This window comes from Bradyrhizobium sp. CCBAU 45389 (genome assembly GCF_028128625.1).
In the GTDB taxonomy this organism is placed as follows: domain Bacteria; phylum Pseudomonadota; class Alphaproteobacteria; order Rhizobiales; family Xanthobacteraceae; genus Bradyrhizobium; species Bradyrhizobium liaoningense_B.
Genome location: NZ_LBIY01000099.1, coordinates 513,292 through 539,229 on the forward strand (window position 1 = coordinate 513,292; position 25,938 = coordinate 539,229).

Sequence of the window (25,938 nt, forward strand, 5' to 3'; positions counted from 1 at the left end):
CGTGCCCTCTTACGTCGACTGCACGGCGGTGAGCAGCGCCGAGTACATGGAGTTGATGGCCTGGATCAGGGCCGAAGCCGCCGAATATTTGTTCTGGAGCGTGCTGAGATTGGCCGATTCTTCGTCGAGGTTGACGCCGGACTGCGACGACAGCGAATTCGCGTAGGTCGACTGCGCCGTCTCCTTGGAGGTGTAGTCGGCCGACGCCTGCGAGGCCTTGCTCGAGACATCGGACACGATGGCCGAAGCGTAATCGGCCAGCGACCCCGTGGTGGCGGCAAGGCCGCCGGTCGACGCGAAGGTCCGCGAGTCCGTCAACGCGTCGTAGAAGGCATTGATCACGGTGGCGGAGCCCGAGGACAGCACCGTGCTGCCGACCGTCAGCGTCGACGACGAATCCAGCGTCGCGAGCTGCAGCTCGTTCGTTCCGGACAGGATCTTGCTGTTGACCGCGATATCCGCCGCGCTCGTTCCCGTCACGAGGTCATTGAGACCAAAATACTCGGAAAACCCCTCGCCCGCGCTTCCGACCGCGCTCGTCATCTCGTTGATGGCGACGCCGTTGCCGGAGCCGGTCGCGGTGATCGAGAGATGGCCGTCCGCATCGACCGACGCGGACAGGCCCGAGATGCCGTTGATGGCGGTGACGAGATCGCCGACCGTGGCATAGGACGACAGGTCGAGATCGCTGTAAGAGACCAGATTGCCGCTCTGGTCGGTGACGGCAAGGCGCACCGTGCCGGTGGCCGACAGCGCCGTGCTGCTGGTGACGGATGTCGTGCCGGTCAGGCTCGTCGGCGCGGGCACCGAGGAGGCGCTATTCGAGACGCTGTTCATCGCCGAAGCAAGCTGCTGTGCGAGCTGGTCGAGCTGCGACTGCGCGTCCGGCAAGGTGTCGTCACGGAGGGTGATCAGCGCCCCGATGTCCCCGCCGGTGATCTGCGAGGTGATGTCGACGCCGTTCACCGTGATCGCGCTGAAGCCGCTCGACGACGAGCCGGCCGAGTAGGTCGTCGCCGCCGTCACATTGGCGGCGGCGGTATAGCTGATCGTGTGCGCGGACGAGTCCACCAGCGCCTGGCCGGACGTGGTGTAGATCTGGAGATCGCCGTTCGATGCCGTGAAATAGCTGATGTTCATCTTCGAGGCGAGATCCTGGAGCGCGGTGTTGCGCTGGTCCTCCAGGTCCGCCGTCGACTGGCCCGCCGCCGCGGTCTGCTTGATCTGGGCGTTGAGATCCGCGATCTGCTGCAGGTCCGTGTTGACGTCGTCGATCGAGGACGCGATGTCCTGGTCGGCGTCGGAGCGCAGCTTCTGGATCCCGCTCGATGTCTCCCGCAACTGGCTTGCGACGTCGTCGAGCGCGCTGACGACGTTGGATTGCAGCGAGGCGCTGCTCGGCGTGCTCGCCAGCGACGAGAGCGCCGATTCCAGCGATGCAATGCTGTTGGCGAGCGAGGTCCCGGACGAGGAATCGTCGCTGCTGCTGATCGAGCCGTAGAGCTTCTGGAGCGACGTCAGGTAGGTGTTGGTGGTGTCGGCCGCGCCGAGGTCGGAATCCGCACCGACCAGCGACTTCAAGAGCAGCTTGTCGACCGTCGAGGTGATGCCCGTCACCGTGACGCCGGTACCGACGCCGTTGGTGACGCTGCTCGACTGGCTTGCGGACTTCTTGGTATAGCCCGTCGTGTCGGCGTTCGAGATGTTCGACGACGTCACGCTGATCTGCACGGACGTCGCCGACAATCCGCTGAAAGCAATCGATCGTGCGATATCGAGTGACACGGCGGGCTCCTCGAACCGTCAGGCGCTGCGGCTGGTGCCGCTGGAGACCGCCCGAGCGGCGGCGACGCGGCCGGAGGCACCATAGGGCGACACCGCGGCGATCTGCTCGCGGATCGCCTGCATCACCGCCTCGATCCGGCGGTTGCTGGCCTCGATCGCCGCGCGCAGCCGCACCAGATTCTCGTCCATCGCCGCACGCAGCTTCAGGATCTTGTCCATCAGCTGCTCGCGAAGGATGCGGTCGCGCACATGCAGGCTGGTCGAGCCCGCCGCGCATTCGGCCACCGTCCGCTCGAACATCTCCGCCAGCCGGTTCTTCTCGTCGACCTGTTTCAGGCGCGAGGCAGGCAGGCCCTTGGCGAGCTCGGCATTCTCCTCGGCGACAAGCGCGGTCAGCGTGTCGATCAGCGTGATCAGCGACTTGATCCTGACGTCGCCATTCGCAGCGTTCGTCATCTTGGCCTGGGCTACACTCATGGTCATCGCCTTCTTCTAGTTATGCCGGTTGCCGCGACGGACTTGCGAGCTGCGCAAATACGCACCGATCGCGGTCGCCCTGACGGTTGCCTGCCTCATCTCGCCCTCGATCTCCGCGCATTCCCGCAGGAGACCGCGGCGTGTCGTTTCGACGTCGTCGAGCAGCGCAAGGAGCTGCTTGCGGTCACGGCCCCTGACGGTCGCGGCTCGCGCCAGCAGCCGCTGCATCCTGCGCAACAGCGCTTCGCCGGCCGCGTTTGCCTTTTCACCGGCCATCGCTCACCTCATCGCCGAGATCAGGGTGTCGTACATCTTGTTGACGGTGGAGATGACCTGGGACGCGGCGGAATAAGCCTGCTGCGCCGAGATCATGCTCGAGAACTGGCTCGAGGTATCGGTGGTCGAGGATTCCAGCTCGCTGCCGTAGATCGTGCCCGCGCCGTTCTCGCCGGAGCCCTGCAGCGAGGCATTGCCCGAAGTAACGGTCGCCGAATAGAGTCCGTTGCTGGACGCGGCGAGCCCGTTGGGATCGGCGAAGGTCGCAACTGCGATCTTGTAGATCGCAATGGTCTCGCCGTTGGAATAGGTCGCGTTGACGAGGCCGTCGTCGCCGATCGAGATGCTCGATAGCTTGCCGTAGGAGAGGCCGTCCGAATCGATGCTGGTGACGTTGACCGAGGGCGTGGTCTCGCCGGAGGCATATTGCGTCAGGCCATCGGTGCCGCCGACCGTGCCGAGATCCATGGTGATCGTGCTGTCGGCCGCGCCGTCGGTCCAGCCGGTGATCGAGACGGTCGCCGGGTCCGGGCTGGTGCTCGCCAGCGAGCCGTCGCTGTTGAAGGTGATGTCGATCGTGCCCGAGGCGGTGCCCGTCGCGGTCGTGGTGTCCGAGGTCGAGGTCGGATTGGCGAAGCTCGCGCTCCAGGCGTTGGTGCCGGTCTTGGTCCAGGTGATCTGCATCGTATTCGCCGCGCCGAGCGAATCGTAGACCGTCATCGAGCTGGTATAGGTGTCGCCGGTGGCGGCATCCGACGGCAGATTGGCCGCAATCGTGGTCTTGGTGGTGGCGCTGCCGCTGGTCGAGGCGACCTGGGTGTTGATGGCCTCGAGATTGCTCGCCGATTCGCTGCCGACGACATTGCCGTCCGCATCGGTGCGCCAGCCCTCGAGATAGCTGCCGCTGTTCTCGAGATAGCCGGCATTGTTGATCGTGAAGGCGCCGTTGCGGGTATAGGACGTGATGCCGCCGGACGTGGCACTGGTCACCACGAAGAAGCCCGAGCCCTGGATCGCGACGTCGGTGGCATTGGAGGTCGCGGCGAGCAGGCCCTGCTGGGTGATGTTGGAACGGCCCGAGACGGTGACGCCGCCCGACGCGTAGGAGGTGGTGTTGCTCGAAGCCGTCACGAGCGCGTCGAACATCGCCGACGTCGTCTTGTAGCCGGTCGTATCGGAGTTGGCGATGTTGTCGCTGATCATCGACAGGGACTGGCTCTGCGCACTGAGCGCCGAGATCGCCGAGGACAATGCACCGGTGAGACTCATGATGAAACTCCTAGAAAAGCAGGCCTTGAGATCAGGACGTGACGCCGAGGATGTTGGCGGCGCTGACGGCGACGCCGTTCACCGTCAGCGAAGGCGTGGACGTCGAGGTGTCGATGCCGGTCACCGTGCCGGTGACGGTCGTGTAATTGAGGACCGAGTTGCCGGCGCTATCAGTCGCGGTCACCGAGATGGTGTACTTGCCGCCGTCAGAGAGCTGATTGCCGCTTGAATCCTTGCCGTCCCAGGTGAAGGTGTTCGAGCCGGAGTTTCCCGTCCCGGTGCCGGTGTAGACGACGTTGCCGGAGGAGTCCGAGATGCTGATCGAGACGTTCGAAGCCGCCGAGGACAGCGAATAGCCGAACGTTGCCGAGCCGTTGCTCAGGGTCGAGGTGTCGGTCTTCGCCTCGACGGTGTGGCCGATATAGTTCACCGAGTTCAGCGTCACGAGGCTCGAGAATGAGCTCGCGAGCGAGGACATGTTGGAGTTGATCGACTCCTGCTGGGTGAAATTGGCGTAGGAGGTGAGCTGGTTGATGAAGTCGGTGGTCGAGGTCGCGTTCAGCGGATCCTGGTTCTGGAGCTCGCTGACGAGCAGGCTGAGAAAGTCGCTCGACGTCAGCGACGAACTCGATGACGTGCTCGACGACGACGTCGTCGTGGTCGCGGTCGTCGCTGAACTTACGGCGGAAACGGTCATCAGAAACTCCGCTTTCTTGCGCGGTCGGCGAGCCGGTGTCGGGTCGCGGCGCTTGAAATCTGTGTGCTGATGAAACGCATGGACGCGCGGATTCAGGCGAGGATTCGCGCGTGAGAAAATGGCTTTCGACACGGCAAAATCTGCCGCTCGCGCGTCTTAAAAGAGCGGTGAGTTCAAGGTGATTTGCATCGTCGGTGACGCTGCGCTCGCTCGCCCCGCAAGCGGGGAGAGGCGAAGCAAGAAACGAGTTCTAGTCGAGAGAGGCCGTTCAGCTCTCCGCCGTCTCGCCTTCCGTGCGCGGCTCGGCGGTGTCGCCTTTCATTTTCGCAGCAGCAGCGACGATGCGGTCGGCGAGGCCCTTCGGCGCACGGACCGGGGGCGCAGTAAGCGCCTGGCGCAACGCGCGCGCTTCGTCCAGCAGGGCCTCCGCGGCGGAGGATTGCGCCAGCAGCGCTTCGGCGGGCAAACGCCGGTCGTCGGGCCAGAGGGAGAGATCCTCGCCCAGCCGATCGATCAGTTCCTCAAACTCGGTGACGTCCATCGCCCGCCGATCCCGCCTCGGTCAGGCTCGTCATAAAGCATTGCAGGCGCGGCGGAAACCGGATTTCAACGGCCTCGGGCGCCAAAAGCGCCCGCGGCGCTACGGAAAGCGGTGGAAACGGCACCCTGCCCTCCCCACGTCGCGGAGGAGCAGGCGTCGTCAGCCCTTGCAGACCGGATCGGCTGGCCCCGGCTTGCCGCTCCGCACGGTCGTGTCGACGAATTCCCAGGCCTCCCGCAGCTCGGTCAGCCCGGCGATGATGCGGCCGAAACTTTGGCGGGCGTGCGGACGGCCATAGGACTTGAGGCTCGCCAGGATCATCGCGTTGTAGGTCTGGAACAGACGCTCCGCCACGTCGCCGCCTTTGGCGAAATCGAGGTTGTGGCTGAGCCCGCGCAGGATCGCGGTCGCCTTCATCAGGTAGTCGTGCCCTTCCTCGAAGCGCCGCGCCTCCTGGGCCGCCAGCGATTTCTGCAGAAACGTGATCGTGCCGCCAAGCAGCATCGAGACCGCCTTGAGCGGCGGCACGGTCGTCGCCGTTCCCCGATAGGCCTGGTTGGCCATGTACGCCATCGGATTGTGCATCATCAATCACTCGAGCTGGAATTGAGCAGGGCCTTGAGATAGTCGAGCGTGCTGTTGGCGCTCTCGATCGCGGCCTGGTACTTCGCGTATTGCGTCTGGAGCTGCGACTGCAGCGTCGAGGCCGCGCTGTTGATGTCGTCGACCTTCTGCTGAAGCTCGTCGTCGCGGTTGGTCAGGCTGGTGATCTGCGTTTGCAGCGCGCCTGACGACGACGAATAGTTCTTCGCGATCTGATAGATCTGCGATGCAATCCCGGTGGTCGAGGTCACCGTGATCGACTGCGAGGTCGAACCGCTATAGGTGAAGGCCATGCCGGCATAGATCGAGCCAGAGGCGCCAATGATGGTGGTGCCGCTGACCGTGAACAGCGAGGAGTCGCCGCCGACCGAGGCCGCGGTGAGATTGCCGTCGGAATCGACGGTGAGATCCAGCGTGAACGATTGCGGCGACGTCCCGGTGTTGACGACGCTGAGCTGGCTCGACGACGTCGTGGTCTGCGCCGACAGCAGCTTGGTCACGCCGCTCAGATTGGTGCTCAGGATATCCGACAGCGTCGAGGTGTCGAGCTCGAGCTCGTTCTTCTCGTTGAAGGACAGGCCGAGATCGGCCATGGTCATGTCGCCTACGGTGCTGTTCAGGGCGTTCTGCAGCGCATCCATGATGTTGCGCATCGTTCCGTCGCCAAACAGGACCGCGCTCGAGTCCGCCGTGCCATCGGTTGCGGTCGCCTGCTGGGCGATGACCTCATCGCGAAAGGCGTTGTAGTTGGTGACGAACGTCTCCAGCGCCGATTCGATCTGGCTGGTATCGGTCTCGATGCTGATGTTCAGCGAGGTTCCGTCCGGCGTCGCCTGGAGCAGGCTGAAGGTGACCCCGCTCAGGACGTCCGAGATGTCGTTGGTATCGCGGGTCATCGAGATGCCGTCGAGCGTGAACTCGGCCGACTGCGCCTCCTGGATGACGTTGGTGAAGCTGCCCGAGCTGTCGGTCACGCCGAGCTCGTTCATGATGTCGTCGCCGGACGTGCTGGAATAAGTGATATCGGCCGCATCCTCGGTGCCGGTCAGCACCATCTGGTACGACGTGCTGGAGACCTGCACGATGGAGGCCTGGACGTTGGTCGTCGAGGTCTGTGCATTGATGGCATCGACGACGTCCTGCAGCGACATCGTGCTGGTGACGGTGATGTCGGACGTAGCACCGCCCGAAAGGCCGATGGAAAACGTGCCGGAATAGCCGAGCTCGTCGGTCTGGCTCGATTGCGCGGTGCCGGAAACCTTGTGTGCGGTCGCGAGCTGACTGATCGTCAGCGTATGGTCGCCGATCGCAGCCCCGTTCTTGATCGTCATGGAGAGCGCCGACGAGGCGCTGACATCGCCGGTCGAGCTGATGCTCGCGGCGCGCGTCGCGAACGCGCTGCTGGAGAGCGAGTTGACCACCGCGGTCGAGAGCGACGACAGGCCCGAATACAGCGTCTGCAGATCGGTCTGCAGCGTCTGATAGGCCGAGATCTTGGCCTCGTTGTTCGTGATCGTGGTCGAGATCGTGTCCGCCTGCGCGGTTTTCGCGTCGACTGCGGACTGGATCAGCGCGGACCAGTCGATGCTGCTCGAATTGGTCGTCCCGCTCGTGGTGACGGTGACGCCGGAACTTGTGCTGCTGCTGGTTGAGCTGACGCTGGTCACTTTGCCTGACTATCCCCTGGCAGGGAGCGGGCCGGCGTCATGCCGGCCCGCCCGGATCATCATCAGCCCAGCAGCTTGAGCAGGTACTGCGGCATCTGGTTCGCCGCGGCCAGCGCCGAGACGGCGGCCTGGGTCTTCACTTCCGCGGACGAGAGCTTGGACTGCTCGGCCGCGATGTCGACGTCCTTGATCGCCGAATTCGCTGACTGCAGGTTCTGGGTCTGGGTCGAGATCGAGTCGGCGCTGAAGTTGAAGCGCGATTCCTGGGCGCCGATGCTGGCGCGGGCGGCGGAAACCGTATCGATTGCCGTATCGAGCGTGGTCAGTGCCGAGGTCGCATCCGACAGCGTGCTGACGTCCAGCGAGGAGACGCCGAGCGAGGATGCGGTGAGGCTGGTGAGCGTGATCGTGATGGTGTCCGAGCCGGACGAGCCGACCAGCACCGAGACGCCCGAGGCGAACACGCTGGAGCCGTCGAGCAGGCTCTGGCTGGAATAGCGGGTGCCGGACGCGATCGAGTCGATTTCGCTCGTGAGCTGCGTGAATTCCGAGTTGATGTAGGCGCGGCTGGAGTCGGTCGTGGTGCCCGAGGCGGACTCGGAGGCGAGCGACTTCATGCGGGCCAGAATGTCGGAGATGTTCGAAGCGCCGCCATCGGCGGTCTGCAGGATCGCGGTCGCCTGCGAGGCGTTGGTCGCGGCCTGCTGCAGGGTGGTGACGTCCGAGGAGATGCGGGTCGAGATCGCAAGGCCGGCGGCGTCGTCGGACGCGGAGGTGATGCGCGAGCCGCTCGACAGCTTCGAGAGCGAGCTGGTCTCCTGCGACGAATTGATGTTGAGGTAACGGACCGCGGCGTTGGCGGCGGTATTGGTATTGATTGCGGGCATTGGAAGCTCCTGTGCTGATGGGCATGGCGTGCCGCATCGTTGAAATCGACTTACGACGACGCGGACCGCAGCCCCGTCCGTTCGCTCAAACGGCGGAGCGCAGAGAGATCAGGCGCGGAAAATTTTGCGGCGTGAACTTTATGGTTAGCAGTCGGTAAACGCGGTGCGGATGTCGCGTTCGTGCTTGCGCAGCAGCTGCCGGAGCTGCTGGCGCCCCCGCTTGAGCAGCGACTCTACCGCGGCGACCGTCGTGTCCATCACCTGGGCGATCTCGCCGTTGCTCATGTTCTCGTGGTACGAGAAGATCACCGCGATGCGCTGCTGCTCGGGCAGGCGCTGCATCGCGAGCTCCAGCATATCGTTCAGCTCGTTGCGCTCGATGATCTCGACGGCGCCGGGCTGACCGTCGGCGACTTCCGGCACCGTCTCGACATTCTCGTTGCGCGGCTTGCGACGCAGATCGATGCAGCGGTTGGAGATGACGCGGTAGAGCCAGGTCGAGAACTTGGCGCGGCCGTGCTGCCAGCGACCGCGATGGCTCCAGACCTTGAGCATGGTGTCCTGCACCACGTCCTCGGCATCCGCCGCGTTGCCGACGATGCGCAGGGCGATCGCATAGGCGCGATCGATGTGACGCTCGACCAGCATGCGGAACGCCGCCTCGTCGTCGGCAGCGAGCCTGTCCAGCAACTCGCTGTCTTCGTCGAAGACGACATCGTCGGCAGCGGGCGCGCTGTCCGGCGCGAGCGGCACCGACGGCGTCACCTGCACGACCGCATCGACCGGCGCCGTCGTCGTGATCTCGGCCTCGGCGGGAGCCCAGACATCAGCAGCGTAACTCATCCCGCAACCTCCAACCCGCAACGCCGGCGGCGCACATGCCACACGGCTTCCAGGCGTTGAACGGGCCACCAAAACGATCCAGGCGGAGAATTTTTGTTATTTTTCAAGATGTTAGCCGGTCGTTTTTGCCGAGTGTCGGGCAATAATTGCCGACCGCGCGATCATCTCGCGCGTCACACCTGCAATCATCACATCGTCTCGCGCCATGGCGGATCATCCATCCTGAACAGATGTCGTGGAGAGAAAACGCTGACATTACGCGGCACTAGGCGATCGAACGCGACGCGCGCGCAGCGCATCAAGACGCGATTGTTTCCGAGTGTGAATGAACGCGAGACGACTTCCGCACCCGGCAATTTTTTCCGAATCACCTTTTTCGAACCTAGCGATTTTTTTGAATCTGTCAGTCGCTGCGAATGCGATTTTGAATCGCGCGTGAACTTTTTTCGCGCGTGCGGCGCCTGACTCGTCAAATGCGCACGTTAATCGTCCTGGTGGACGGGGAAGTGCAGCATGACGATCGCAACGACCGGCGCAGCGCGCAGCGCCCAAATTGTTTCTGCTTGGTCGTTCGATGTTTTCGATACATTTCTGGTTCGAGCCTGCACGACACCAGATGGCGTATTTGAAAGGACTTACGAGCTCTCGGGCATTTCAAGAACTTGTCCGAATGTTTCCGTCAGTTTCGTTCAGCATCGAATCCAGGCCGAAGGGCGCGCACGCAGGGCCGCGAAGGACAAGCGCGGCGCGGTCGAAGTTCACATCGAGGACATCTATTCGTTCTTTCCGTTCAATCTGTTCGGTCTCACGCGTAGCGATCTGAGCGACCTCGTCGAATCGGAGTTCGCGGCCGAGCTGGAGCTCTGCCGCGTCAATCCGGACATGCTTCGGCAATACTCGGAAATGAAACGCACCGGCCATCGCGTCGGATTCATCTCCGATACCTATTGGGATTCCGATCGGCTGGCGCGGCTGCTGCGCGCCTGCCGCCCCGGCCTCGTCTGGGACTTTCTCTACGCCTCCTGCGACCATGGCAGCGGCAAGAGCGAAGCGCTGTTCGCGAAGTACCTGACCGAGCAGGGCGTCGACGCCGGCGCCTCCGTCCACATCGGCGACAACGAGCAAGCCGACATCAAGGGCGCGCGACGCCACGGCATCCGGCCGCGTTACTACCCCCAGGCTTCGCGCGAATTGGCTTCGAAGCTGCAGCGTGAAACCTCGCTGTTCGAGCTGCTGTGCCCGGCCGCCCCTTCGCGGCTCGATCACGGTTCGCGCACGCTGCGGCGCATGATGGCCGCACGAAGCGCCGAGAAGTCTCCGGCCTATCACCTGGGCGCGACAGTGCTCGGACCGGTGATGACCGCCTTCGACGCCTTTGTCGCGGGGCGCTGCGAGCAGATCGGAGGTCCCGGCCGGCGGGTCGCGCTCGGCTTTCTCGGTCGTGACGGCTTTCTGTCGCAGCGGATCTGGCAGGAGTTGCACGGGGCGACCTCGGCCTATCTCGAGATCAACCGCCGCGTCAGCCTGATGGCCTCGGCCGACACGATGCAGCCACTCGTCGATTTCCTCGCCAAGATAGCGAAGCTCGACGCACCGACCTTCCGCGACATGGTCAAGGTCGTGCCACCGAAGGTCGCCGCGTTTTTCGCGAGATCGCCCGACGGGATCGTGACCGGCCAGGAGCTCGCCGAGGCGCTGCCCGCCCTGATGGAGACCGGCGAGCTTCTCGAGCTAGCCGAAATCCTGCGTGCGCGGCTGCTCGCCTATCTGCGCCGCACGATACCGGGCTTTGACGACTGTACCGACCTCGTGCTTGCCGACCTCGGCTATTCCGGCAGCGTGCAGAAGGCTCTCCGGCGTGTCTTCGACCTGGAAGGGATCAGGATCCGCCTCCATGGCGTCTATCTCATCTCCCTTGATGATTCCTTCGACGATCTCGCCGAGCAGGACAGCGCCACAGGCTTCATCTCCGATCTCGTGATCACGCCCCACGTCAAGCGCATGCTGGTGCGCAACGTCGCGCTGCTGGAGCAGGCCTGCTGCTCCGCCGATGGCTCGGTGCGCGACTATGACGGCGGTAAGATCCTGCGCGAGATCAACCCACATTCCGCCAGCCAGATCGCGCTGGCCACCGACATCCAGGCCGGCGCGCTCGCCTTCGCGGCAGGCGCCGCGGACGTTGCACGGGACTTCTCTTTGAGCCCCTATGCCGCGCCCGACGTCGCTGCACGGTGGAGCGCCGCGACACTGGCGCGCCTGTTGCTGCTGCCCGATGGCGACGAGCTGGCTCTGCTTGGCGGCCTGCAGCATGATGTCAATCTCGGCACGCAGGCGCTGGCGCCGATGCTCGACCGCGACTTCGTCCGCAATCAGATCACCGCCCGCGGCCTCTCGGCTGCCTGCACGTCGGCCGGGCCGCCGATGTGGCTTGCCGGCAGCTTCGCGCTGATGTCGCCGTCCTACGCCTATCTCTATACGCTGTTCGGCGCCAACCGCCTGCCCGCCGACGTCTTCGAAGAGAGCCCCTGCGGCGTGGTTCAGGTCGGATTGTTTCGCGCCAATGGCGAGGCGGCGCTGGAATCGGTCGCCGTGCACCGGACCGGGCTCGGGGAGCTGCGCGTGCGCATTCCGGTCTCGCGCGCCATGGGTATCGCCATGCTCGCGCTTCCGCTGCCGAAATTCGCGGCCGAGGGCCTCCTGCATGGCGTCACCCTGCAATCCGCCGGCGAGATCCGCGAGGCCGCCGCAAGTCAGGACGTCATCGGCATTGCAGCCGGGAGCCTGGTCTATGCCGGCGTACAGCGGAACGGCGAGCACTATCGCGCCGAGAGCGACGACGGCTGCCTGCTGATCCCGGTGGCGCCGATGACGCAGGAGCTCGCGATCTATTCCGTCGCGATCACCCCGCTCGGCGCCGGCACCAAATAGTGCGCCTGATCGCGCCGCCCGGGACGTTGAAGTCCAAGGCTGGCGCGAGGGGGCACGGAATTGACGGACGAGACGCACGAAAACCTTGATCAGCTGCTGCAATCCGGCGGTGTCAGGCTCGGCCCGCCCCAGCGTGACCGCCTGAGCTGGCTGGTCGATCAGTATGGCGCGCCGACGCTCGACGATTTCAGCAAGGGCCGGCGAAACGGCGTCATCATTCTCAGGGAGCCACCGAGCGGGGCGGCCGCCGAGCTGTTCTATCGCTCGCTCACCCCCGGCTGCGCCGTCGTCATTCCCAGAAGCGAGAATCCCGGCTTCGATTTCCTCAAGTCCAAGCTGACCGAATTCGGCACCGTCGGCCCCTGCGGCGCGGACGGCCCGCACGAGATGTGGTGGGGCGGCATCGGCTGGTCGAAATTCCTCACCGCCGCCAACACATCCACCGGTCGCCCGCGGATCGTCTCCTGCTATCCGCGCGGGGCCGATGCGACCGCGGCCTTCGCGCTGCGGCACTCGCTCGAGCGCTTCGACCTCGCCTGCCACATCGAGCCGATCGAGACCCAGTTCGCCGACCGCATCCTCTGCTTCGAGAAGGCGGAGTTCATGATGCGGATGTGGAACAAGTATCGCGAGCCGCTGCTGTTCGTCGAGGCCCGCGCGGTGTTGCGCGAGGCGCCACTGCTTCCGACGGTCCTCGGCTGCGATGTCGCCTTGCACAAATGGAATCGCTGGGAAATGTCGGCGCGCACGCTCTATCTGGGGCGCACCAGGGCCGCCGAGACACTGCTCCGCACCTGGCAGCAACTCGCCGCGTCCTATCCTGCGATCTGGGAGGGCTATCTGCTCGATCAGGCCTGGAGCCTGACCTCCTCACAGCTGCCGCTCGACACCGTGTGGCTCCCCCGCTCCTATCATTCGCTGAAAGGCGACCTCGGCGCGATGCGCGCCACGATCCTGCATGACCAGCAGACCACGACGCTGGATCTCGGCCCAGATCCCGGCTTTGGCGGCACTGCGCGCGCGGCCCGCCGCGCCGGACGCACCGGTTCCCGCGATGCCTTCATGGTGATGACCTCGAAAACCGCGACCGGCGACGGCATCGCCGTGATCCTGCGCGACGTCTCGGCCAGCGACGCGGGCGCGGTGGCTGCGACGGTGGAAGCCGTGACCGGTGCCTATGCCGCCGATTGCGGCGGCTACGGCCGGCTCGAGTTGTCGCTCTGTGCCTGGCAAGGCGACGTCGGCGCCGCGCGCGAAGCCGCCGCGCTCGCGCGCTACCGCATCCTGGAGATCGCGCCGGGTCAGCGCATTGCCAACGATTTCTTCGCGACCCACGCCTCCGACCAAGCGGCCATGACCGCCCGCCATCTCTTCCCCTGACGGATATCAGACGATGCTCAAGACCATCATCCTGCTCACCGATACCGTGCAACAGCAGCAGCCACTGGCCAATCTGCTCCGCGAGCACAATCGCGACCTCGCCTTCTGCTCGGCGCTGCGCGCATCGGACCTCAGCGCGATCGAGGCAGACGTGCTGAGCGAAGCCCGGCTGGTGTCCTTCGCCGCCGACGTCGCCGTCCCCGAGAAATTCCTGCTCCGGCTCGGCTATGGCGCCTACAAGTTCTACGTCGCACCGACGCAATATCCGGGCCTGCCGCCGGCGCCCGAGGAGAGCGACGAGGATCCGCGCTGCTATTCGGTGATCGCGCAGTCGATGACGATCTGGCCTGATTTCAAGAAGGTGGTCGGCCTGGAGACCGTGACGATCCCTGATGGCACCGTCCCTGCCGAACGCGAGCGGCTGGTGTTCTCCCGCCTTGCGCACCTGTTCTGGCAGATGTCGGGCATGATCGCCGGCGAGGCGACGGATATCCCTGCTATCATCGGGTCCGGCGAGAACCAGCGCCCGACGCTTGCGATGATGAACTGAGGCTAGCCGGCGGACCTGCGAGCCTGCGCTGACAGCGCGTCGCGGTGCCCGGGCGCCGCGATCGCGATCATGCGGCGCGCCCGCTCGGCAAGGCCGCAGCCGCGCAGCTCGGCGATGCCCCATTCGGTGACGATGGCATCGACATCGGCGCGCGGTGTGGTCACGGTCTCGACATTGGCGACGATCCGGCTGGTTCCGTCCGACGCCGTCGCCGGCAGCGCGATGATCGCCCTGCCCCCGCGTGACGCATTGGCGCCGCGCACGAAATCGAGTTGCCCGCCGATCGCGCCGACCGCAACGCCATTCAGCGTCTCGGAATTGACGCTGCCATCGAGCCCGACCTGAAGCGCCGAGTTGATCGCGACCAGGCGATCGATCCGCGCCAGCACGTTTTGACCGTGCGTGTAGGACGTCGGCCGCACCGCCACCGCCTTGTTCTCGTGCACGAAGCGGTAGAGCCGCTGCGACCCGATCACCTGGTTGGTGACGGTGATCCCGGCATCCATCCCCTTCTCCGCATTCGTCACCGCGCCGCGCTCGATCAGATCGACGACGGCATCGTTGATCAGGCCGGAATGAATGCCGAGATTGCGCACATGGGACAGCGACGACAGGATCGCATCCGGAATGCGGCCGACGCCGAACTGGAGCGTGCTGCCGTCGGAGATCAGGTTTGCCGCGTGGGCGGCAATCCGACGCGAGACGTCGTCGAGCGGCGTCGATACCAGTTCGACCGGCGGGCGGAGCGCCGCGACGCGCATCTGGATCGGCACGTCCTCCGGCCACTCCGCACCGAACGTAAAGGGTGCATCCGGATTGATCTCGGCGATGACGAGGCGGGCGCCGCGCGCGGCATCGATGACATAGTCGTTGGAGAGGCTGGCACTGAGCCTTCCGTCGTCGGCCTCCGCGAGTTGCACCAGGACGACGTCCGCCCTGTGGCGGTGCGCAGCGAAATCGGCACAGAAGGTGCTGTAGTTGCTCGGGATCACATCAAGCCGCCCGGCCCTGGCGAGCCGCCGCGCATTGCCGATCACGCCATAGCTCTGGAACGACACATTCGCAGCTGCCACGGAAAACGTCTCCGAGAACACCGGCCCGATCATCATCCGGAACGGCGGAAGCAGCGCCGCCTGCGTCATCAGCGCCTCGGTCAGGGTGACCGGCTCCGCCGTCGCCTGCCCGCACACCACGAGATCGCCTTCACGGATCAGGCCGGAAAAATCGATCGGCGGCGGGCCCCCGGACATTGCCGGCTCAGCCCATCGGGGTGAGGCGCGCGGAGGACTCAGCCAGCAGCGTGCGCAGCTCCGTCTTCACGATCTTGCCATAGCTGTTCTTGGGTAACTCGGCGGTGAGGTAGTAGTGCTTGGGCCTTTTGAAACGCGCAATCCAGGCATTGCACATCTGGTCGAGCTCCTCCCGCGTCACCGCCCTGCCCGCAACGGGAACGACAACGGCCACGACCTCCTCGCCCCATTCCAGGTGCGGCCGGCCGATCACCGAGACCTCGGCGACGGCCTCATGCCGCAGCAGCACCTCCTCGACCTCGCGCGGATAGATGTTGGTGCCGCCGGAGATGATGACATCCTTGGAGCGGTCCTTCAGCGTCAGGAAGCCGTCGACATCGAAGGCACCCATGTCGCCGGTATAGAGCCAGCCCTCACGCAACGTATTCCCTGTGGCATCCGGGTTCTGCCAATAGCCGGACATCACGGTATCGCCGCGCACGATGATCTCGCCGACCTCGCCGGGCGCAACGTCGCGACCCGCTTCGTCCACGGTGCGCACCTGCACGACGCCCTGCGCGATGCCGACCGAGGCAAGACGCTCCTCGTGGCGCGGATGACCGGCGTCGACATGCATGGATTTGGGCAGGTAGGTGATGGTCATCGGCGTCTCGCCCTGACCATAGATTTGCGCGAGCTTCGGCCCGAACACGCCGAGTGCGGCCTTGCAGTCGGCGACATACATGGGGCCACCGCCATAGATGATGGTCTTCAGTCCCGGCGCGGTTGCGCCCGCCGCTTCCGCCGCAACCGTCAGGCGCCGCACCATGGTGGGCGCGGCGAAGAAGGAGATGTTGTCGCGCTTCGCCGTCAGCTCCAGGATCTCGTCGGGCTCGAAGCGGCCGCTCTCCGGGATGATCTGCGCACCCATGCCGAGCACATGCGGCACCATGTAGAGGCCGGAGCCGTGCGACATCGGCGCGGCGTGCAGCAGCGCCTCGCCTGGTACGATCGGATTGATCTCGGCGAGATAGTTCAGCGACATCGCAAGCAGATTGCGATGGCTGAGCACCGCGCCCTTGGGCCGGCCGGTGGTGCCGCTGGTGTAGAAGATCCAGGCGGGATCGGTGATCCCTACGTCGGCGATGGCGATGCCGTCGGCCTTCTCCAGCGCGCGATGCTCGGCCGAGCCGATTTCGATCACGCGCGGCTTGGCCGTGCCGAGCGCCAACGCCTCCGACGCGACGCCTGCCATATCCTCGGTCACGAACATCACCGCAGCGCCGGAGTTGTCGAGAATAAAGGCAACCTCGCGCGGATGCAGTTTTGCATTGATCGGGACGGCGACCAGACCGGCATGCCAGCAGGCATAGAGGCAGGCGACATAGTCGGGCACGTTCTTCATCAGCAGCGCGACGCGCTCGCCCTTGGCGAGGCCGAAGCGTTGCTGCAACGACGCCGCCAGCGACGCCACCGTCGCGGCGAGCCGGCCGTAGTCCGCGACCGGCGTCAGCCCCTTGAACAGCGCCGGCGCGGACGCATCGGCCTTCGCGGCACGCAGAAGATGCTGAGCGAGGTTCATGGGCGATCCTCCACGGCCAGTCTAGTACGACTTGGCGAGCCCCAGCACCTTCTCCGCAATAAAGCTGAGCGCAAGCTGCGGGCTGACCGGCGCGATGCGCGGGATCAGCACTTCGCGCAAATAGCGCTCGACGTGGAATTCCTTGGCGTAGCCAAAGCCGCCATGGGTCATCACGGCCTGCTCGCAGGCATGGTATCCGGCTTCGCCTGCGAAGTATTTCGCGGCGTTCGCGCCGGCGCCGCAGGGCAAGCCCTTGTCATATTGCCAGGCCGCCTGCATCACCATCAGCCAGGCCGCCTCGAGCTCGACCCAGTTCACCGCGAGCGGATGCTGGATGCCCTGGTTCTTGCCGATCGGACGGTTGAAGACAACGCGCGTCTTGGCGTATTCGGTCGCGCGCGACAGCGCGAGCTTGCCGAGACCAACGGCTTCCGCCGCGATCAGGATGCGCTCGGGGTTCATGCCCTCGAGGATGTACTGAAAGCCCTTGCCCTCTTCGCCGATGCGGTCCTCCATCGGGATCTCGAAATCCTCGAAGAACAGCTCGTTGGAATCGACGATCTTGCGGCCCATCTTCTCGATCTCGTGAACCTTGATCCTGCTGCGGTCGAAATCGGTGTAGAACAGGCTGAGCCCGTGGGTCGGCGAGCGCACCTCCTCCAGCGGCGTGGTGCGCGCCAGCAGCAGGATCTTGTGCGCGACCTGCGCGGTCGAGATCCACACCTTCTGGCCGTTGACGATGTAGCGGTCGTTCTTGGCGACCGCGCGGGTCTTCAGTTGCGTGGTGTTGAGGCCGGTGTTGGGCTCGGTGACGGCAAAGCACGCCTTCTCGCGGCCCTCGACCATCGGCGGCAGCATGCGCTTACGCTGTTCTTCCGTGCCAAACACCACGACCGGGTTAAGCCCGAACACGTTGATGTGCACGGCAGACGCCCCCGACATGCCGGCGCCCGACTCCGCGATCGTGCGCATCATGATGGCGGCTTCGGTGATGCCGAGCCCGGAGCCGCCATATTCCTCAGGCACGCAGATGCCGAGCCAGCCGGCGTCCGCCAGCGCCTTGTGGAAATCATGCGGGAAACCGCCGTCGTGGTCCTTCTTCAGCCAGTAGGCATCGGGAAAGCCTTCGCAGATCTTGGCAATGGCATCGCGAATGGCTTCCTGCTGATCGGTGAGCGCGAAATCCATGTTCTTGATCTCCTTCTTGGGAGCCGGGCTCCGATCCTAGCGCCCCATCTGCGAGGGCAGCCAGAGGATGATGGACGGAAACGCCACCAGGATCGCGATCGCGATCAGGTGCGCGATGAAATGCGGGAAGGTGCCGTGGAACACTTCCGCCACCGGCCGCTTGGCGTAGCGGGCGACGATGAAGCAGTTCAGCCCGACCGGCGGCGTGATCATGCCGACCTCGGCGGTGACGATCTTGATCACACCGAACCAGATCGGGTCGAAGCCGAGCGTCTTGATCAGCGGCAGCACGATCGGCACGGTCAGCACCAGGATCGCGATCTGGTCCATGAACGAGCCGAGCACGATATAGCCGCACAGGATCAGCGTGATGATCACCCAGCGCGAGGCCGGCAGCGAGCCGATCCAGGCGACGAGATCCTGCGTCACATGCGTGAGCGTGAAGAAATAGCCGAAGATCGAGGCACCGACCAGGATCATGATGATCATGCAGGTGCCGTGGCAGGCGCGCAGCAGCGTGTGATAGAGTGAGGACGGCGTGATCTTGCCCTTGACGATCGCGAGCAGGAAGGCGCCGAACGCGCCGAAAGCGGAAGCTTCGGTCGGCGTGGCGACGCCGAGATAGATCGTGCCTGTGACGATCGAGAACAGCACCACCATCGGCGAGACCTGCCACAGCAGCGCGAATTTCTCGCGCCACGGCACCGATTTCGCGGCCGGCGCGCGCGACGGATCCTGCCAGACCAGGAAGTAGATCGTGGCCATGATGGTGATGGTGACGAGGATCGCGGGGATGATGCCGCTGATCAGGAGCTTTCCGATGTTCACCTCGGCCAGCAGGCCGAAGATGACGAGCGCGACGCTGGTCGGCAGCAGCATCGACAGCGTGCCTGATATCGCGACCACGCCGGCGGCCATCTTCGGCTCGTAGCCCTGACGGATCATCGCCGGCAGACTGGTCGAGGACAGTGTCGCCGCCGAAGCGGTCGAGGTGCCGCAGATCGCACCAAAACCGGCGCCGGCGAGCGCGGTCGCCATGCCGAGACCGCCCGGGACACGCCCGACCCAGGCCGACGCTGTCTTGAACAGATCATCCGCGACGCCCGACAGCAGCACGAGGTCCGCCATCAAGAGGAACATCGGAATGGTGATCAGCTCGTAGGACGACACCGTCGAGAGCGGCGCGGTCTGCAGGATGCCGAACAGCGTGGACCATCCGCCGACCATGACGAGGCCGACCGAGCCGGAAAAGGCCATGGCGAAGCCGACGGGCGTGCCGAGCGCGAGCAGACCGAACAGCAGGGCGAGAACGATGAAGGGTGTCATGGATATCGCCCGTTACTCGAAGCTGCGTGCTTCACCGACGCCGGTCACCGGCGGCAGCGGATAGAGATCGCGCCCGCTGATGAGGCTCAGCACATTGCCGACGAGCTGAAGCACCAAGCGCAGCACCAGCACGCCGCAGCCGAACGGCACCAGCGCCGCCGAGATCCAGGTCGGCCAGGCAATCGCGCCGGCCAGCACATCGTGCTGCTCGTAATTCTCCAACGCCCGTTCGAACCCGACCTTGCAGATCAGGACGAACACGAACAGACCGGCGAGCGCGGTGACGATCTCCGACAGCCGCCGTCCCGCCGGCGAGAAGCGCGACAGCAGGATGTCGACGCCGACATGTGCATGCTCGCGCAGGCCGTCCGACAGCGTGAAGAAGAACACGCCAGCCAGCAGATAGAGCCCGATCAGATCATAGGTGAAGGCGAACGGACTGTTCAGCACGTAACGCATGAACACGTCGGTCACCACCAGCAGCATGATCACAAACAGGAACACCACCGCGATCACCGTCAGCGCGCGCTCCAGCGCGCCGAGCACATCTCCTGCCCGCTTGATCACCTCTGGCGCCTCCTTCTCTCTGTCGGATGACTTGACGCTTTACTTGCCGCCGGCGGCGAGCAGGTCTTCGAACTCCTTCAGCGCGGCGGATGCCTGCTTGCCGCGGCTGTCGAGCCCGCTCGCCCATTCCTTGCCGACACCCTTGAGCTTGTCCTTCATCTCGGTTCGGGTCGCCTCCGGCAGCGGATCGAAGCTGACACCCTGATCCTGAAGGTGCTTCTTGGTGGTCTCCGTTTCCTTGTCGACCTGCGCGCAAGCGGTCGGCTCGATCGCCTCGGACGCCTCGTTCATCGCCTTCTTCACGTCGTCGGGCAGCTTGTCCCAGACCGACTGGTTGATGGAATAGGCGACGATGAAGCTCCCGAAGCTGACGCCTTCGGTGGCGTGCTTGACCAGCTTGTCGAGGCCGTAGGCCACGACGCTTTCCATCGGAAATAGCAGACCATCCATGGTACCGCGTGACAGCGATTCATAAGCATCGGGTGCGGCCATGCGCACCGGCACCGCGCCGAGCGCACGCAAGGTCAGATCCTGCGCGCCGCCGGTGGTGCGCAGCTTCAGGCCCTGCATGTCCTTGGTCATGTCGACCTTGGCTTTCGCGGTCCACACCTGATAGGGCGGCAGCACCACCTCGAACAGCAGCTTGATCTTGTTGGGCGCATATTCCTGCTTGGCCAGAACGCCTTCGCGCGCCGCCTTCCAATAGGCCATCGTGCCCTGGCAGCTCGTCTCAAAGGCCCCCGGCAATTGCGCGACTTCCGACAGCGGCATCTTGTCGGAGACATAGGACGGCCCGATGTAGCCGATGTCGACCACGCCCGACTGGGTCAGCCGCAGCATGTCGGCCGCCTTGCCGATCTGCTGGTTCGGATAATAGGTGAAAGTCACCGCACCGTTGGTGCGCTTGGTGACGTCGTCCATCCACGGCTTGAGCATCAGGCGGACGAGATAGTGACCGGCGGGGAAGCTATCGGCGACCTTCAGCTCCAGCGCCTGCGCCTGAAGCGTCGAGACCGGCAGCGAGAGTGCGAACGCCGCGGCGGCCCAGACCAGTTTCGTCTTCATCTTGTTCTCCCTGACGCGTCCCCATGCCGAAGGCGGCAGCGAAACGCTGCAGCACAGTCCGGCCCTCACTCCATTTCTTGCTTGAGGAAAATGTACATATATGTGAATTTATCTGTCAAGTATATGAACTATGCATAGCCCCATGCGCGTGGGATGAGCAGCGTCGAATTGACACCCAACTTTTATGAACTCTAACTCCACGGATATGAATTCATCCCAAGAGGCCCCATGGGACCGCTCGCCGGCTTCACCATTCTCGACCTGACCTCGGTGCTGATGGGCCCCTACGGCACCCAGGTGCTGGCGGACATGGGTGCCGATGTCATCAAGGTCGAAAGCCCCGAGGGCGACATCGTTCGCCAGATCGGTCCCGGCCGCACGCCCGGCATGGGCGGGATGTTCCACAACGCCAATCGCGGCAAGCGCAGCATCGTGCTCGACCTCAAGAAGACGGAAGGACGCGACACGCTGCTGCGGCTGGCCAAGCGCGCCAACGCGCTGGTTTACAATGTGCGCCCGCAGGCGATGGCGCGGCTCGGCCTCGACTACGAGACGCTTGCCGCGATCAATCCCGCGCTCGTCTATGTCGGTGCATTCGGCTACGGCCAGTCGGGCCCTTACGCTGCAAAACCCGCATACGACGACCTGATCCAGGGCGCGGCGACCATTCCGACGCTGCTTGCGGCCGCCGGCGACGGCACGCCGCGCTACGTTCCCGTCACCATCGCCGATCGCATCGTCGGGCTGATGATGGTGAATGCGATCATGGGCGGGCTGATGCACCAGCAGCGCACCGGCGAGGGCCAGCGCATCGACGTGCCCATGTTCGAATCCATGGCGGAGTTCGTCCTGGTCGATCATCTCGGCGGCCTGACCTACGATCCGCCGCTCGACCATGGCGGCTACGCCCGCCTGCTCTCGCGCTATCGCCGTCCCTACAAGACCAGCGACGGCTATCTCTGCGTCCTCATCTACAACGACAAGCACTGGCGCAGCTTCTTCGAGGCGATCGGGCAGCCGCATTTCCTCGACCAGCCGCGCTTTGCCAACCACGCCGCGCGTACCAGGCATATCGACGAGATCTACGAGGAGATCGGCCACATCTTCGCGACGCGTACCACCGCAGAGTGGCGCGAACTGCTGGAGCGCGCCGACATTCCGGTGATGCCGATGCATACGCTGGAGACGATCCTCGAGGATCCGCATCTCAAGGCGACCGGTTTCTTCAGGACGGTCGAGCACCCCGTGGAAGGCCGCATCCGCCAGATGCGTGTGCCCTCGACCTGGAGCGTAACCCAACCGGAGGCCGCCGGCCCCGCACCGACGCTTGGCCAGCATGGCCGCGACATTTTGCACGAGGCCGGCTTCTCGGCCGAGGAGATCGACCAACTCGCAGAGCAAAAGGCAGTTCATCTGGCCGCGCCGCCTTAAACCGCAGCGCCAGCCAAAATCGCAGAACACAGGGAGGAAATCGCGATGGCCGGACTTTATTTCGAAGACTTTTCCGTAGGCCAGGAGTTCAGGCATCCGCTGACCCGGACCGTCACGGAGATGGACAACACCATGTTCAGCCTGCTGACCCTCAATCCGCAGCCGCTGCATATCGACGCGCATTTCTCCGAAAAGACCGAGTTCGGCCAGCGCATTTTCAACAGCCTTTACACCCTCGGCATCATGATCGGCATGACGGTCTATGATACGACCTTGGGGACAACCGTCGCCAATCTCGGCATGACCGACGTGACCTTTCCGAAACCGGTGTTCCATGGCGACACCTTGCGGGCGACGACGAAGGTGCTTTCGTTGAGGGAATCCAAATCGCGCCCGAAAGCGGGCATCGTCGAGTTCGAGCATCACGCCTTGAACCAGAACGACGAGATCGTCGGAAAATGCCGCCGCATGGCGATGATGCACAAGAGGCCGGTCTGATGCGTTCGATGCTGTTCGTGCCGGGCGATTCCCCGCGCAAATTCGAGAAGGCGAGCGAAGGCAAGGCCGACGCGCTGATCATCGACCTCGAGGACTCCGTCGTCACCGAGAAGAAGGCGGAGGCGCGCGGACTGACGCTGGCGATGCTGAAGAGCCGTCCCGGCCCGCATCAGCTCTATGTCCGCGTCAACGCGCTGGACACCGGCATGACGCTCGCCGACCTCGCCGCGGTGATGCCGGGCAGGCCCGACGGCATCGTGCTGCCGAAATCGCAAGGCGGCGACGACGTGCGGCAGGTCGCGACTTGGCTCGAAGCGCTGGAAGCTGCGTCCGGCATCACGGTCGGCACGACGCGCATCGTCTGCGTTGCCACTGAAACCGCGAGCTCGATCTTCGGGCTCGGCAGCTACAAGGGCTGCTCCCCTCGCCTCGCCGGCCTGATGTGGGGTGCGGAGGATCTCTCCGCCTCGCTCGGCGCCACCGAGAAAGCGAGCGGCGGCGTGTTCCACAGCCCCTACCGCCTCGCGCGCGATCTCTGCCTGATGGCGGCGGCCGCGGCCGAGGTCGCGCCGATCGACACCGTCTATACCGACATCGACAATCTCGCAGGCCTCGAAGCCGAGACGCGCGCGGCGCGCCGCGACGGCTTTTCGGCGAAGGCGCTGATCCATCCCAAGCATGTCGACGTCGTCAATGCGGCGTTCGCGCCGACGGACGCCGAGCGTAGCTGGGCGGAAAAAGTCATCGCGGCGTTCGCGAGCAATCCGAATTCCGGCACGCTGCGGCTCGACGGCCAGATGATCGACAAGCCGCACCTTCGTGCCGCCAAGAAGATCCTTGGCCAGCCCTAGATCGGAACGCAAGTCTCGCCATGATCGTTCGCCAAGCTGCAAATGTCCTGGAGATCATGGAATTCTTCGCGCAAGTGAAGAAGCCGGCGACGCTTGCCGAGATCGCCGATCATTTCGGCTGGCCGCGCTCCTCGACCTTCAACTTGCTCGCGACGCTGTCGGAGAAGGGCTATCTCTATGAGCCGCGGCCGCGTGCCGGCTTCTATCCGACGCCGCGGTGGCTGGCGATGGCGCGGATGATCTCGGAGGTCGAGCCGCTGCCGCCCTGGACGCATCAGCTGATCTCCGATCTCTCCGCCGAGACCGGCGAGACCGCATCGATCGTGGCGCCAGCCGGCGTGATGGCGGTGTTCATCGACGTCGTCGAGTCCAAGGCAGCGATCCGCTATTTCGCGACCATCGGCCATCGCGTGCCGATCCACGCCACCGCCAGCGGCCGCGCGCTGCTGCTGCAATATTCGCAAGAAGAGCGCGACTCGGTCTATCGCAAGATCGAGTTCAAGCAGTACGGCCCGTCGACGCCGATCAGCATCGAGGCCGTGGAGACCGAGCTGCGCAGCTCCATCTCGCGGGGCTATTGCCAGAGTTTCGCGGATTACAGCCGCGATCTTGCGGGTGCCGCGATCCCGCTGCCGATCGGCGACCGCCGGCTCTCCGTCGTCGTCGCCGGGCCGGAGTTTCGGATCGGTCCGAAGGTGCCCGAAGTGGCCGCGCTGATCGCGCGGACGGTCGACCGGCTGCGGCCGAAGACCACTGCGGCCTGAAGACGAGGCCTCAATCGAATCCCTGAGCGGGCGGCGGCGTGGTCTCCGCAGGCGCAGCAGGAGCCGCAGGAGCTGCTTGAACAGGCTGCGCCACAGGCGCGGCCTGAACTGGCGGATTGCTGGCGGCCCTCATCTGACCGCTGGCATCCATCGCCTGGCGCGTGCGCGGCGGCGTGCCGGCTGCGCGGTAAGCCTCGCGACGCGGCGGCCGCTGTCGCGCCGAGCGCGAATCTCTCGCGCCCCAGGACCGGGCGATTGCAGGTCCGGCGGTGTAACCGATCGCCGCGCCGGCGATCGCACCGATCGGACCCAACACCACGGCGCCTGACACGGCTCCGATTGCCGCAGCACCGGCACGCTCCTGTGCGGCAGCGCCCGCAGGCACGCCGGCCAACAGAACGACGGCAGTGATCAGAGCTTTCTTCATCGGAGCGCCTCCCTCGAGGGAAGACCACTCTTACTCAAATATGGCCGCAGGACGTTTGTCCGTTGCCCAACACGGGGCAATCGCCGATGGAACTCCGGCAATTCAAGGGCAAAGCCCACCGGAGGCCAATCAGCGCAACTACGGCGCGACCTTGTCGCTGGTGAACCCGTTGCCGTCGAGCGCGCGGCGCACGGTGCCGTCCGCCTTGGCTTCATCCAGGAAATGCGCAGCCCAGACCTTTGCCGCGCGCTTGCCCTTGGGAACGACGACGACCACGCCGGTCGACTGGATCACCTCGTCCAGCACCTTCGTTCCCGGCAGCTTTCGCGACAGGTCTTCCAGGGCGCCCATGCCCATCGCGAGCGCATCGAGCTCGCCCTTGCCAATGAGTTCAGCGGCTTCTTCCGGCTTCACGAACTTCGTCAGCTTCGCCTGCTTCAGCGACTTCTCGACCGTGCGCGATGTCGACGTCCCCTCGATGCAACCGACACGCATTCCGGCCCGATCGACATCCGCAGCGGAGCGGATGTCCGAACCGGCACGCACGAGATAGCCGCTCATATAGGCGACGTAAGCCGGGCCCTGGTCGACGAACTGCTCTCGCTTGACGTCGGCGGGCATGAAGGAGAGATCCCAGACGTCCTTGCTGCTGGCCGCAGCGATCTCGTCGGAGCTCTGGTATTCGACGAGTTGCAGCGGCACGTGCAGCCTGTCGGCGGCGGCCCTCGCGAGCTCGACGGTGACGCCGCGCGGCTTTCCGGTCGAAGGATCGCGCGTGGTCCAGAACGCCGATGCCGCGGGGCCGACGGCGACGGCCACGCGCAGCGTTCCGGTGGGTGCAATGTCGCTGGGGCCTTCGGCGTTCGCGGAGGGAGTGCCGATCATGAAAATCAAACCCAACGCAGCAATCAAACCATGCCGCAGCATCTCCGCCTCCAAAGTTGAACGCCCCGTCAACAAAGCCGACGGTGTGCTCCCTCGCCCCGCTTGCGGGGAGAGGGTTGGGGTGAGGGGGAGTCTCCGCGGGGACGGTGACAGTTGGACTCGCGGAGAGCCCCCTCACCCGGAATTTGCTGATGCAAATTCCGGCCTCTCCCCGCAGGCGGG

The 25,938-nt window shown here is 64.8% G+C and carries 25 protein-coding genes; 7 read left to right on the forward strand and 18 right to left on the reverse strand.

Translation table 11 applies throughout. The annotated features are described in order from the left end of the window. Nucleotides 1-9: 9 nt before the first annotated feature. The 10 genes from flgK to XH79_RS41660 form a co-directional block, all read right to left on the reverse strand. A complete protein-coding gene (gene flgK / locus XH79_RS41615) occupies nucleotides 10-1,785 on the reverse strand; it encodes a flagellar hook-associated protein FlgK (protein WP_271585478.1) in 1,776 nt (591 codons plus the stop codon). An 18-nt stretch (nucleotides 1,786-1,803) separates the two neighbouring features. Next, a complete protein-coding gene (locus tag XH79_RS41620) occupies nucleotides 1,804-2,262 on the reverse strand; it encodes a flagellar protein FlgN (protein WP_442870034.1) in 459 nt (152 codons plus the stop codon). A 15-nt stretch (nucleotides 2,263-2,277) separates the two neighbouring features. Then, the gene (locus XH79_RS41625; protein ID WP_212339850.1) at nucleotides 2,278-2,538 is read right to left on the reverse strand and encodes a hypothetical protein; all 261 of its coding nucleotides are present in this window, start codon (nucleotides 2,536-2,538) and stop codon (nucleotides 2,278-2,280) included. A gap of 3 nt (nucleotides 2,539-2,541) precedes the next feature. Next, complete coding sequence (gene flgE, locus XH79_RS41630) at nucleotides 2,542-3,807, reverse strand: flagellar hook protein FlgE (RefSeq protein ID WP_271585480.1); 1,266 nt, start codon at nucleotides 3,805-3,807, stop codon at nucleotides 2,542-2,544. Nucleotides 3,808-3,838: 31 nt separating this feature from the next. After that, entirely contained in the window at nucleotides 3,839-4,504 is a 666-nt protein-coding gene (locus XH79_RS41635) for a flagellar hook assembly protein FlgD (protein WP_271585481.1), read from the reverse strand. A 268-nt stretch (nucleotides 4,505-4,772) separates the two neighbouring features. Beyond that, a complete protein-coding gene (locus tag XH79_RS41640; RefSeq protein ID WP_271585482.1) occupies nucleotides 4,773-5,045 on the reverse strand; it encodes a hypothetical protein in 273 nt (90 codons plus the stop codon). A gap of 159 nt (nucleotides 5,046-5,204) precedes the next feature. Beyond that, the gene (locus tag XH79_RS41645; protein WP_271585483.1) at nucleotides 5,205-5,633 is read right to left on the reverse strand and encodes a flagellar export chaperone FliS; all 429 of its coding nucleotides are present in this window, start codon (nucleotides 5,631-5,633) and stop codon (nucleotides 5,205-5,207) included. Then, nucleotides 5,633-7,315, reverse strand: a complete 1,683-nt coding sequence (fliD, locus tag XH79_RS41650) for a flagellar filament capping protein FliD (protein WP_271585484.1) — start codon at nucleotides 7,313-7,315, stop codon at nucleotides 5,633-5,635. Before fliD ends, XH79_RS41645 begins: the two co-directional genes overlap by 1 nt. 62 nt (nucleotides 7,316-7,377) lie before the next feature. Further along, a complete protein-coding gene (locus XH79_RS41655) occupies nucleotides 7,378-8,202 on the reverse strand; it encodes a flagellin (RefSeq protein ID WP_018641141.1) in 825 nt (274 codons plus the stop codon). A gap of 144 nt (nucleotides 8,203-8,346) precedes the next feature. Then, a complete protein-coding gene (locus tag XH79_RS41660) occupies nucleotides 8,347-9,045 on the reverse strand; it encodes an RNA polymerase sigma factor (RefSeq protein ID WP_271585485.1) in 699 nt (232 codons plus the stop codon). Between the two features lie 513 nt (nucleotides 9,046-9,558). Here XH79_RS41660 and XH79_RS41665 point away from each other — a divergent pair. From XH79_RS41665 to XH79_RS41675, 3 genes are read left to right on the forward strand one after another with little or no spacing between them, the layout of a single operon-like run. Next, nucleotides 9,559-11,973 carry an HAD family hydrolase gene (locus tag XH79_RS41665; RefSeq protein WP_271585486.1) on the forward strand — a complete coding sequence of 805 codons (2,415 nt, stop codon included), beginning with the start codon at nucleotides 9,559-9,561 and terminating at the stop codon, nucleotides 11,971-11,973. 60 nt (nucleotides 11,974-12,033) lie between these two features. Then, nucleotides 12,034-13,353: a hypothetical protein gene (locus XH79_RS41670; RefSeq protein ID WP_271585487.1), complete on the forward strand. Its 1,320-nt coding sequence runs from the start codon at nucleotides 12,034-12,036 to the stop codon at nucleotides 13,351-13,353. A 13-nt stretch (nucleotides 13,354-13,366) separates the two neighbouring features. Further along, nucleotides 13,367-13,903, forward strand: coding sequence for a hypothetical protein (locus tag XH79_RS41675; RefSeq protein WP_212339859.1), 537 nt, complete (start codon nucleotides 13,367-13,369; stop codon nucleotides 13,901-13,903). A gap of 2 nt (nucleotides 13,904-13,905) precedes the next feature. Here XH79_RS41675 and XH79_RS41680 read toward each other — a convergent pair whose 3' ends face one another. The 6 genes from XH79_RS41680 to XH79_RS41705 are packed head-to-tail and all read right to left on the reverse strand — an operon-like array spanning nucleotide 13,906 to nucleotide 20,860. Continuing rightward, nucleotides 13,906-15,153 (reverse strand): acetyl-CoA hydrolase/transferase family protein, encoded by a 1,248-nt coding sequence (locus tag XH79_RS41680; protein WP_271585488.1) that lies wholly within the window; start codon nucleotides 15,151-15,153, stop codon nucleotides 13,906-13,908. Between the two features lie 7 nt (nucleotides 15,154-15,160). After that, complete coding sequence (locus XH79_RS41685) at nucleotides 15,161-16,714, reverse strand: AMP-binding protein (RefSeq protein WP_271585489.1); 1,554 nt, start codon at nucleotides 16,712-16,714, stop codon at nucleotides 15,161-15,163. Nucleotides 16,715-16,735: 21 nt separating this feature from the next. Then, the gene (locus XH79_RS41690; RefSeq protein ID WP_271585490.1) at nucleotides 16,736-17,902 is read right to left on the reverse strand and encodes an acyl-CoA dehydrogenase family protein; all 1,167 of its coding nucleotides are present in this window, start codon (nucleotides 17,900-17,902) and stop codon (nucleotides 16,736-16,738) included. Between the two features lie 36 nt (nucleotides 17,903-17,938). Beyond that, a complete protein-coding gene (locus XH79_RS41695; RefSeq protein ID WP_271585491.1) occupies nucleotides 17,939-19,228 on the reverse strand; it encodes a TRAP transporter large permease in 1,290 nt (429 codons plus the stop codon). A gap of 12 nt (nucleotides 19,229-19,240) precedes the next feature. Next, on the reverse strand, nucleotides 19,241-19,795 hold the full coding sequence (locus XH79_RS41700) for a TRAP transporter small permease (protein ID WP_271585492.1): 555 nt from the start codon (nucleotides 19,793-19,795) through the stop codon (nucleotides 19,241-19,243). Between the two features lie 39 nt (nucleotides 19,796-19,834). Beyond that, on the reverse strand, nucleotides 19,835-20,860 hold the full coding sequence (locus XH79_RS41705) for a TRAP transporter substrate-binding protein (RefSeq protein ID WP_271585493.1): 1,026 nt from the start codon (nucleotides 20,858-20,860) through the stop codon (nucleotides 19,835-19,837). Nucleotides 20,861-21,088: 228 nt separating this feature from the next. Here XH79_RS41705 and XH79_RS41710 point away from each other — a divergent pair, with 228 nt between their 5' ends. Genes XH79_RS41710 through XH79_RS41725 form a run of 4 tightly spaced genes read left to right on the forward strand, consistent with a single transcriptional unit; the run spans nucleotide 21,089 to nucleotide 24,404 of the window. Further along, nucleotides 21,089-22,291, forward strand: a complete 1,203-nt coding sequence (locus tag XH79_RS41710) for a CaiB/BaiF CoA transferase family protein (RefSeq protein ID WP_271585494.1) — start codon at nucleotides 21,089-21,091, stop codon at nucleotides 22,289-22,291. A gap of 39 nt (nucleotides 22,292-22,330) precedes the next feature. Next, nucleotides 22,331-22,789, forward strand: coding sequence for a MaoC family dehydratase (locus XH79_RS41715; protein ID WP_333938945.1), 459 nt, complete (start codon nucleotides 22,331-22,333; stop codon nucleotides 22,787-22,789). Further along, nucleotides 22,789-23,640 carry an HpcH/HpaI aldolase/citrate lyase family protein gene (locus XH79_RS41720; protein WP_271585495.1) on the forward strand — a complete coding sequence of 284 codons (852 nt, stop codon included), beginning with the start codon at nucleotides 22,789-22,791 and terminating at the stop codon, nucleotides 23,638-23,640. The genes XH79_RS41715 and XH79_RS41720 overlap by 1 nt, the downstream gene beginning before the upstream one ends. Before the next feature lie 20 nt (nucleotides 23,641-23,660). Next, the gene (locus XH79_RS41725) at nucleotides 23,661-24,404 is read left to right on the forward strand and encodes an IclR family transcriptional regulator (RefSeq protein WP_271585496.1); all 744 of its coding nucleotides are present in this window, start codon (nucleotides 23,661-23,663) and stop codon (nucleotides 24,402-24,404) included. A gap of 10 nt (nucleotides 24,405-24,414) precedes the next feature. On the opposite strand, the gene XH79_RS41730 is transcribed toward XH79_RS41725, so the two are convergent. Then, nucleotides 24,415-24,831: a hypothetical protein gene (locus XH79_RS41730; protein WP_212339869.1), complete on the reverse strand. Its 417-nt coding sequence runs from the start codon at nucleotides 24,829-24,831 to the stop codon at nucleotides 24,415-24,417. Nucleotides 24,832-24,969: 138 nt separating this feature from the next. After that, on the reverse strand, nucleotides 24,970-25,716 hold the full coding sequence (locus XH79_RS41735) for a transporter substrate-binding domain-containing protein (protein ID WP_271585497.1): 747 nt from the start codon (nucleotides 25,714-25,716) through the stop codon (nucleotides 24,970-24,972). Nucleotides 25,717-25,938: the final 222 nt, after the last annotated feature.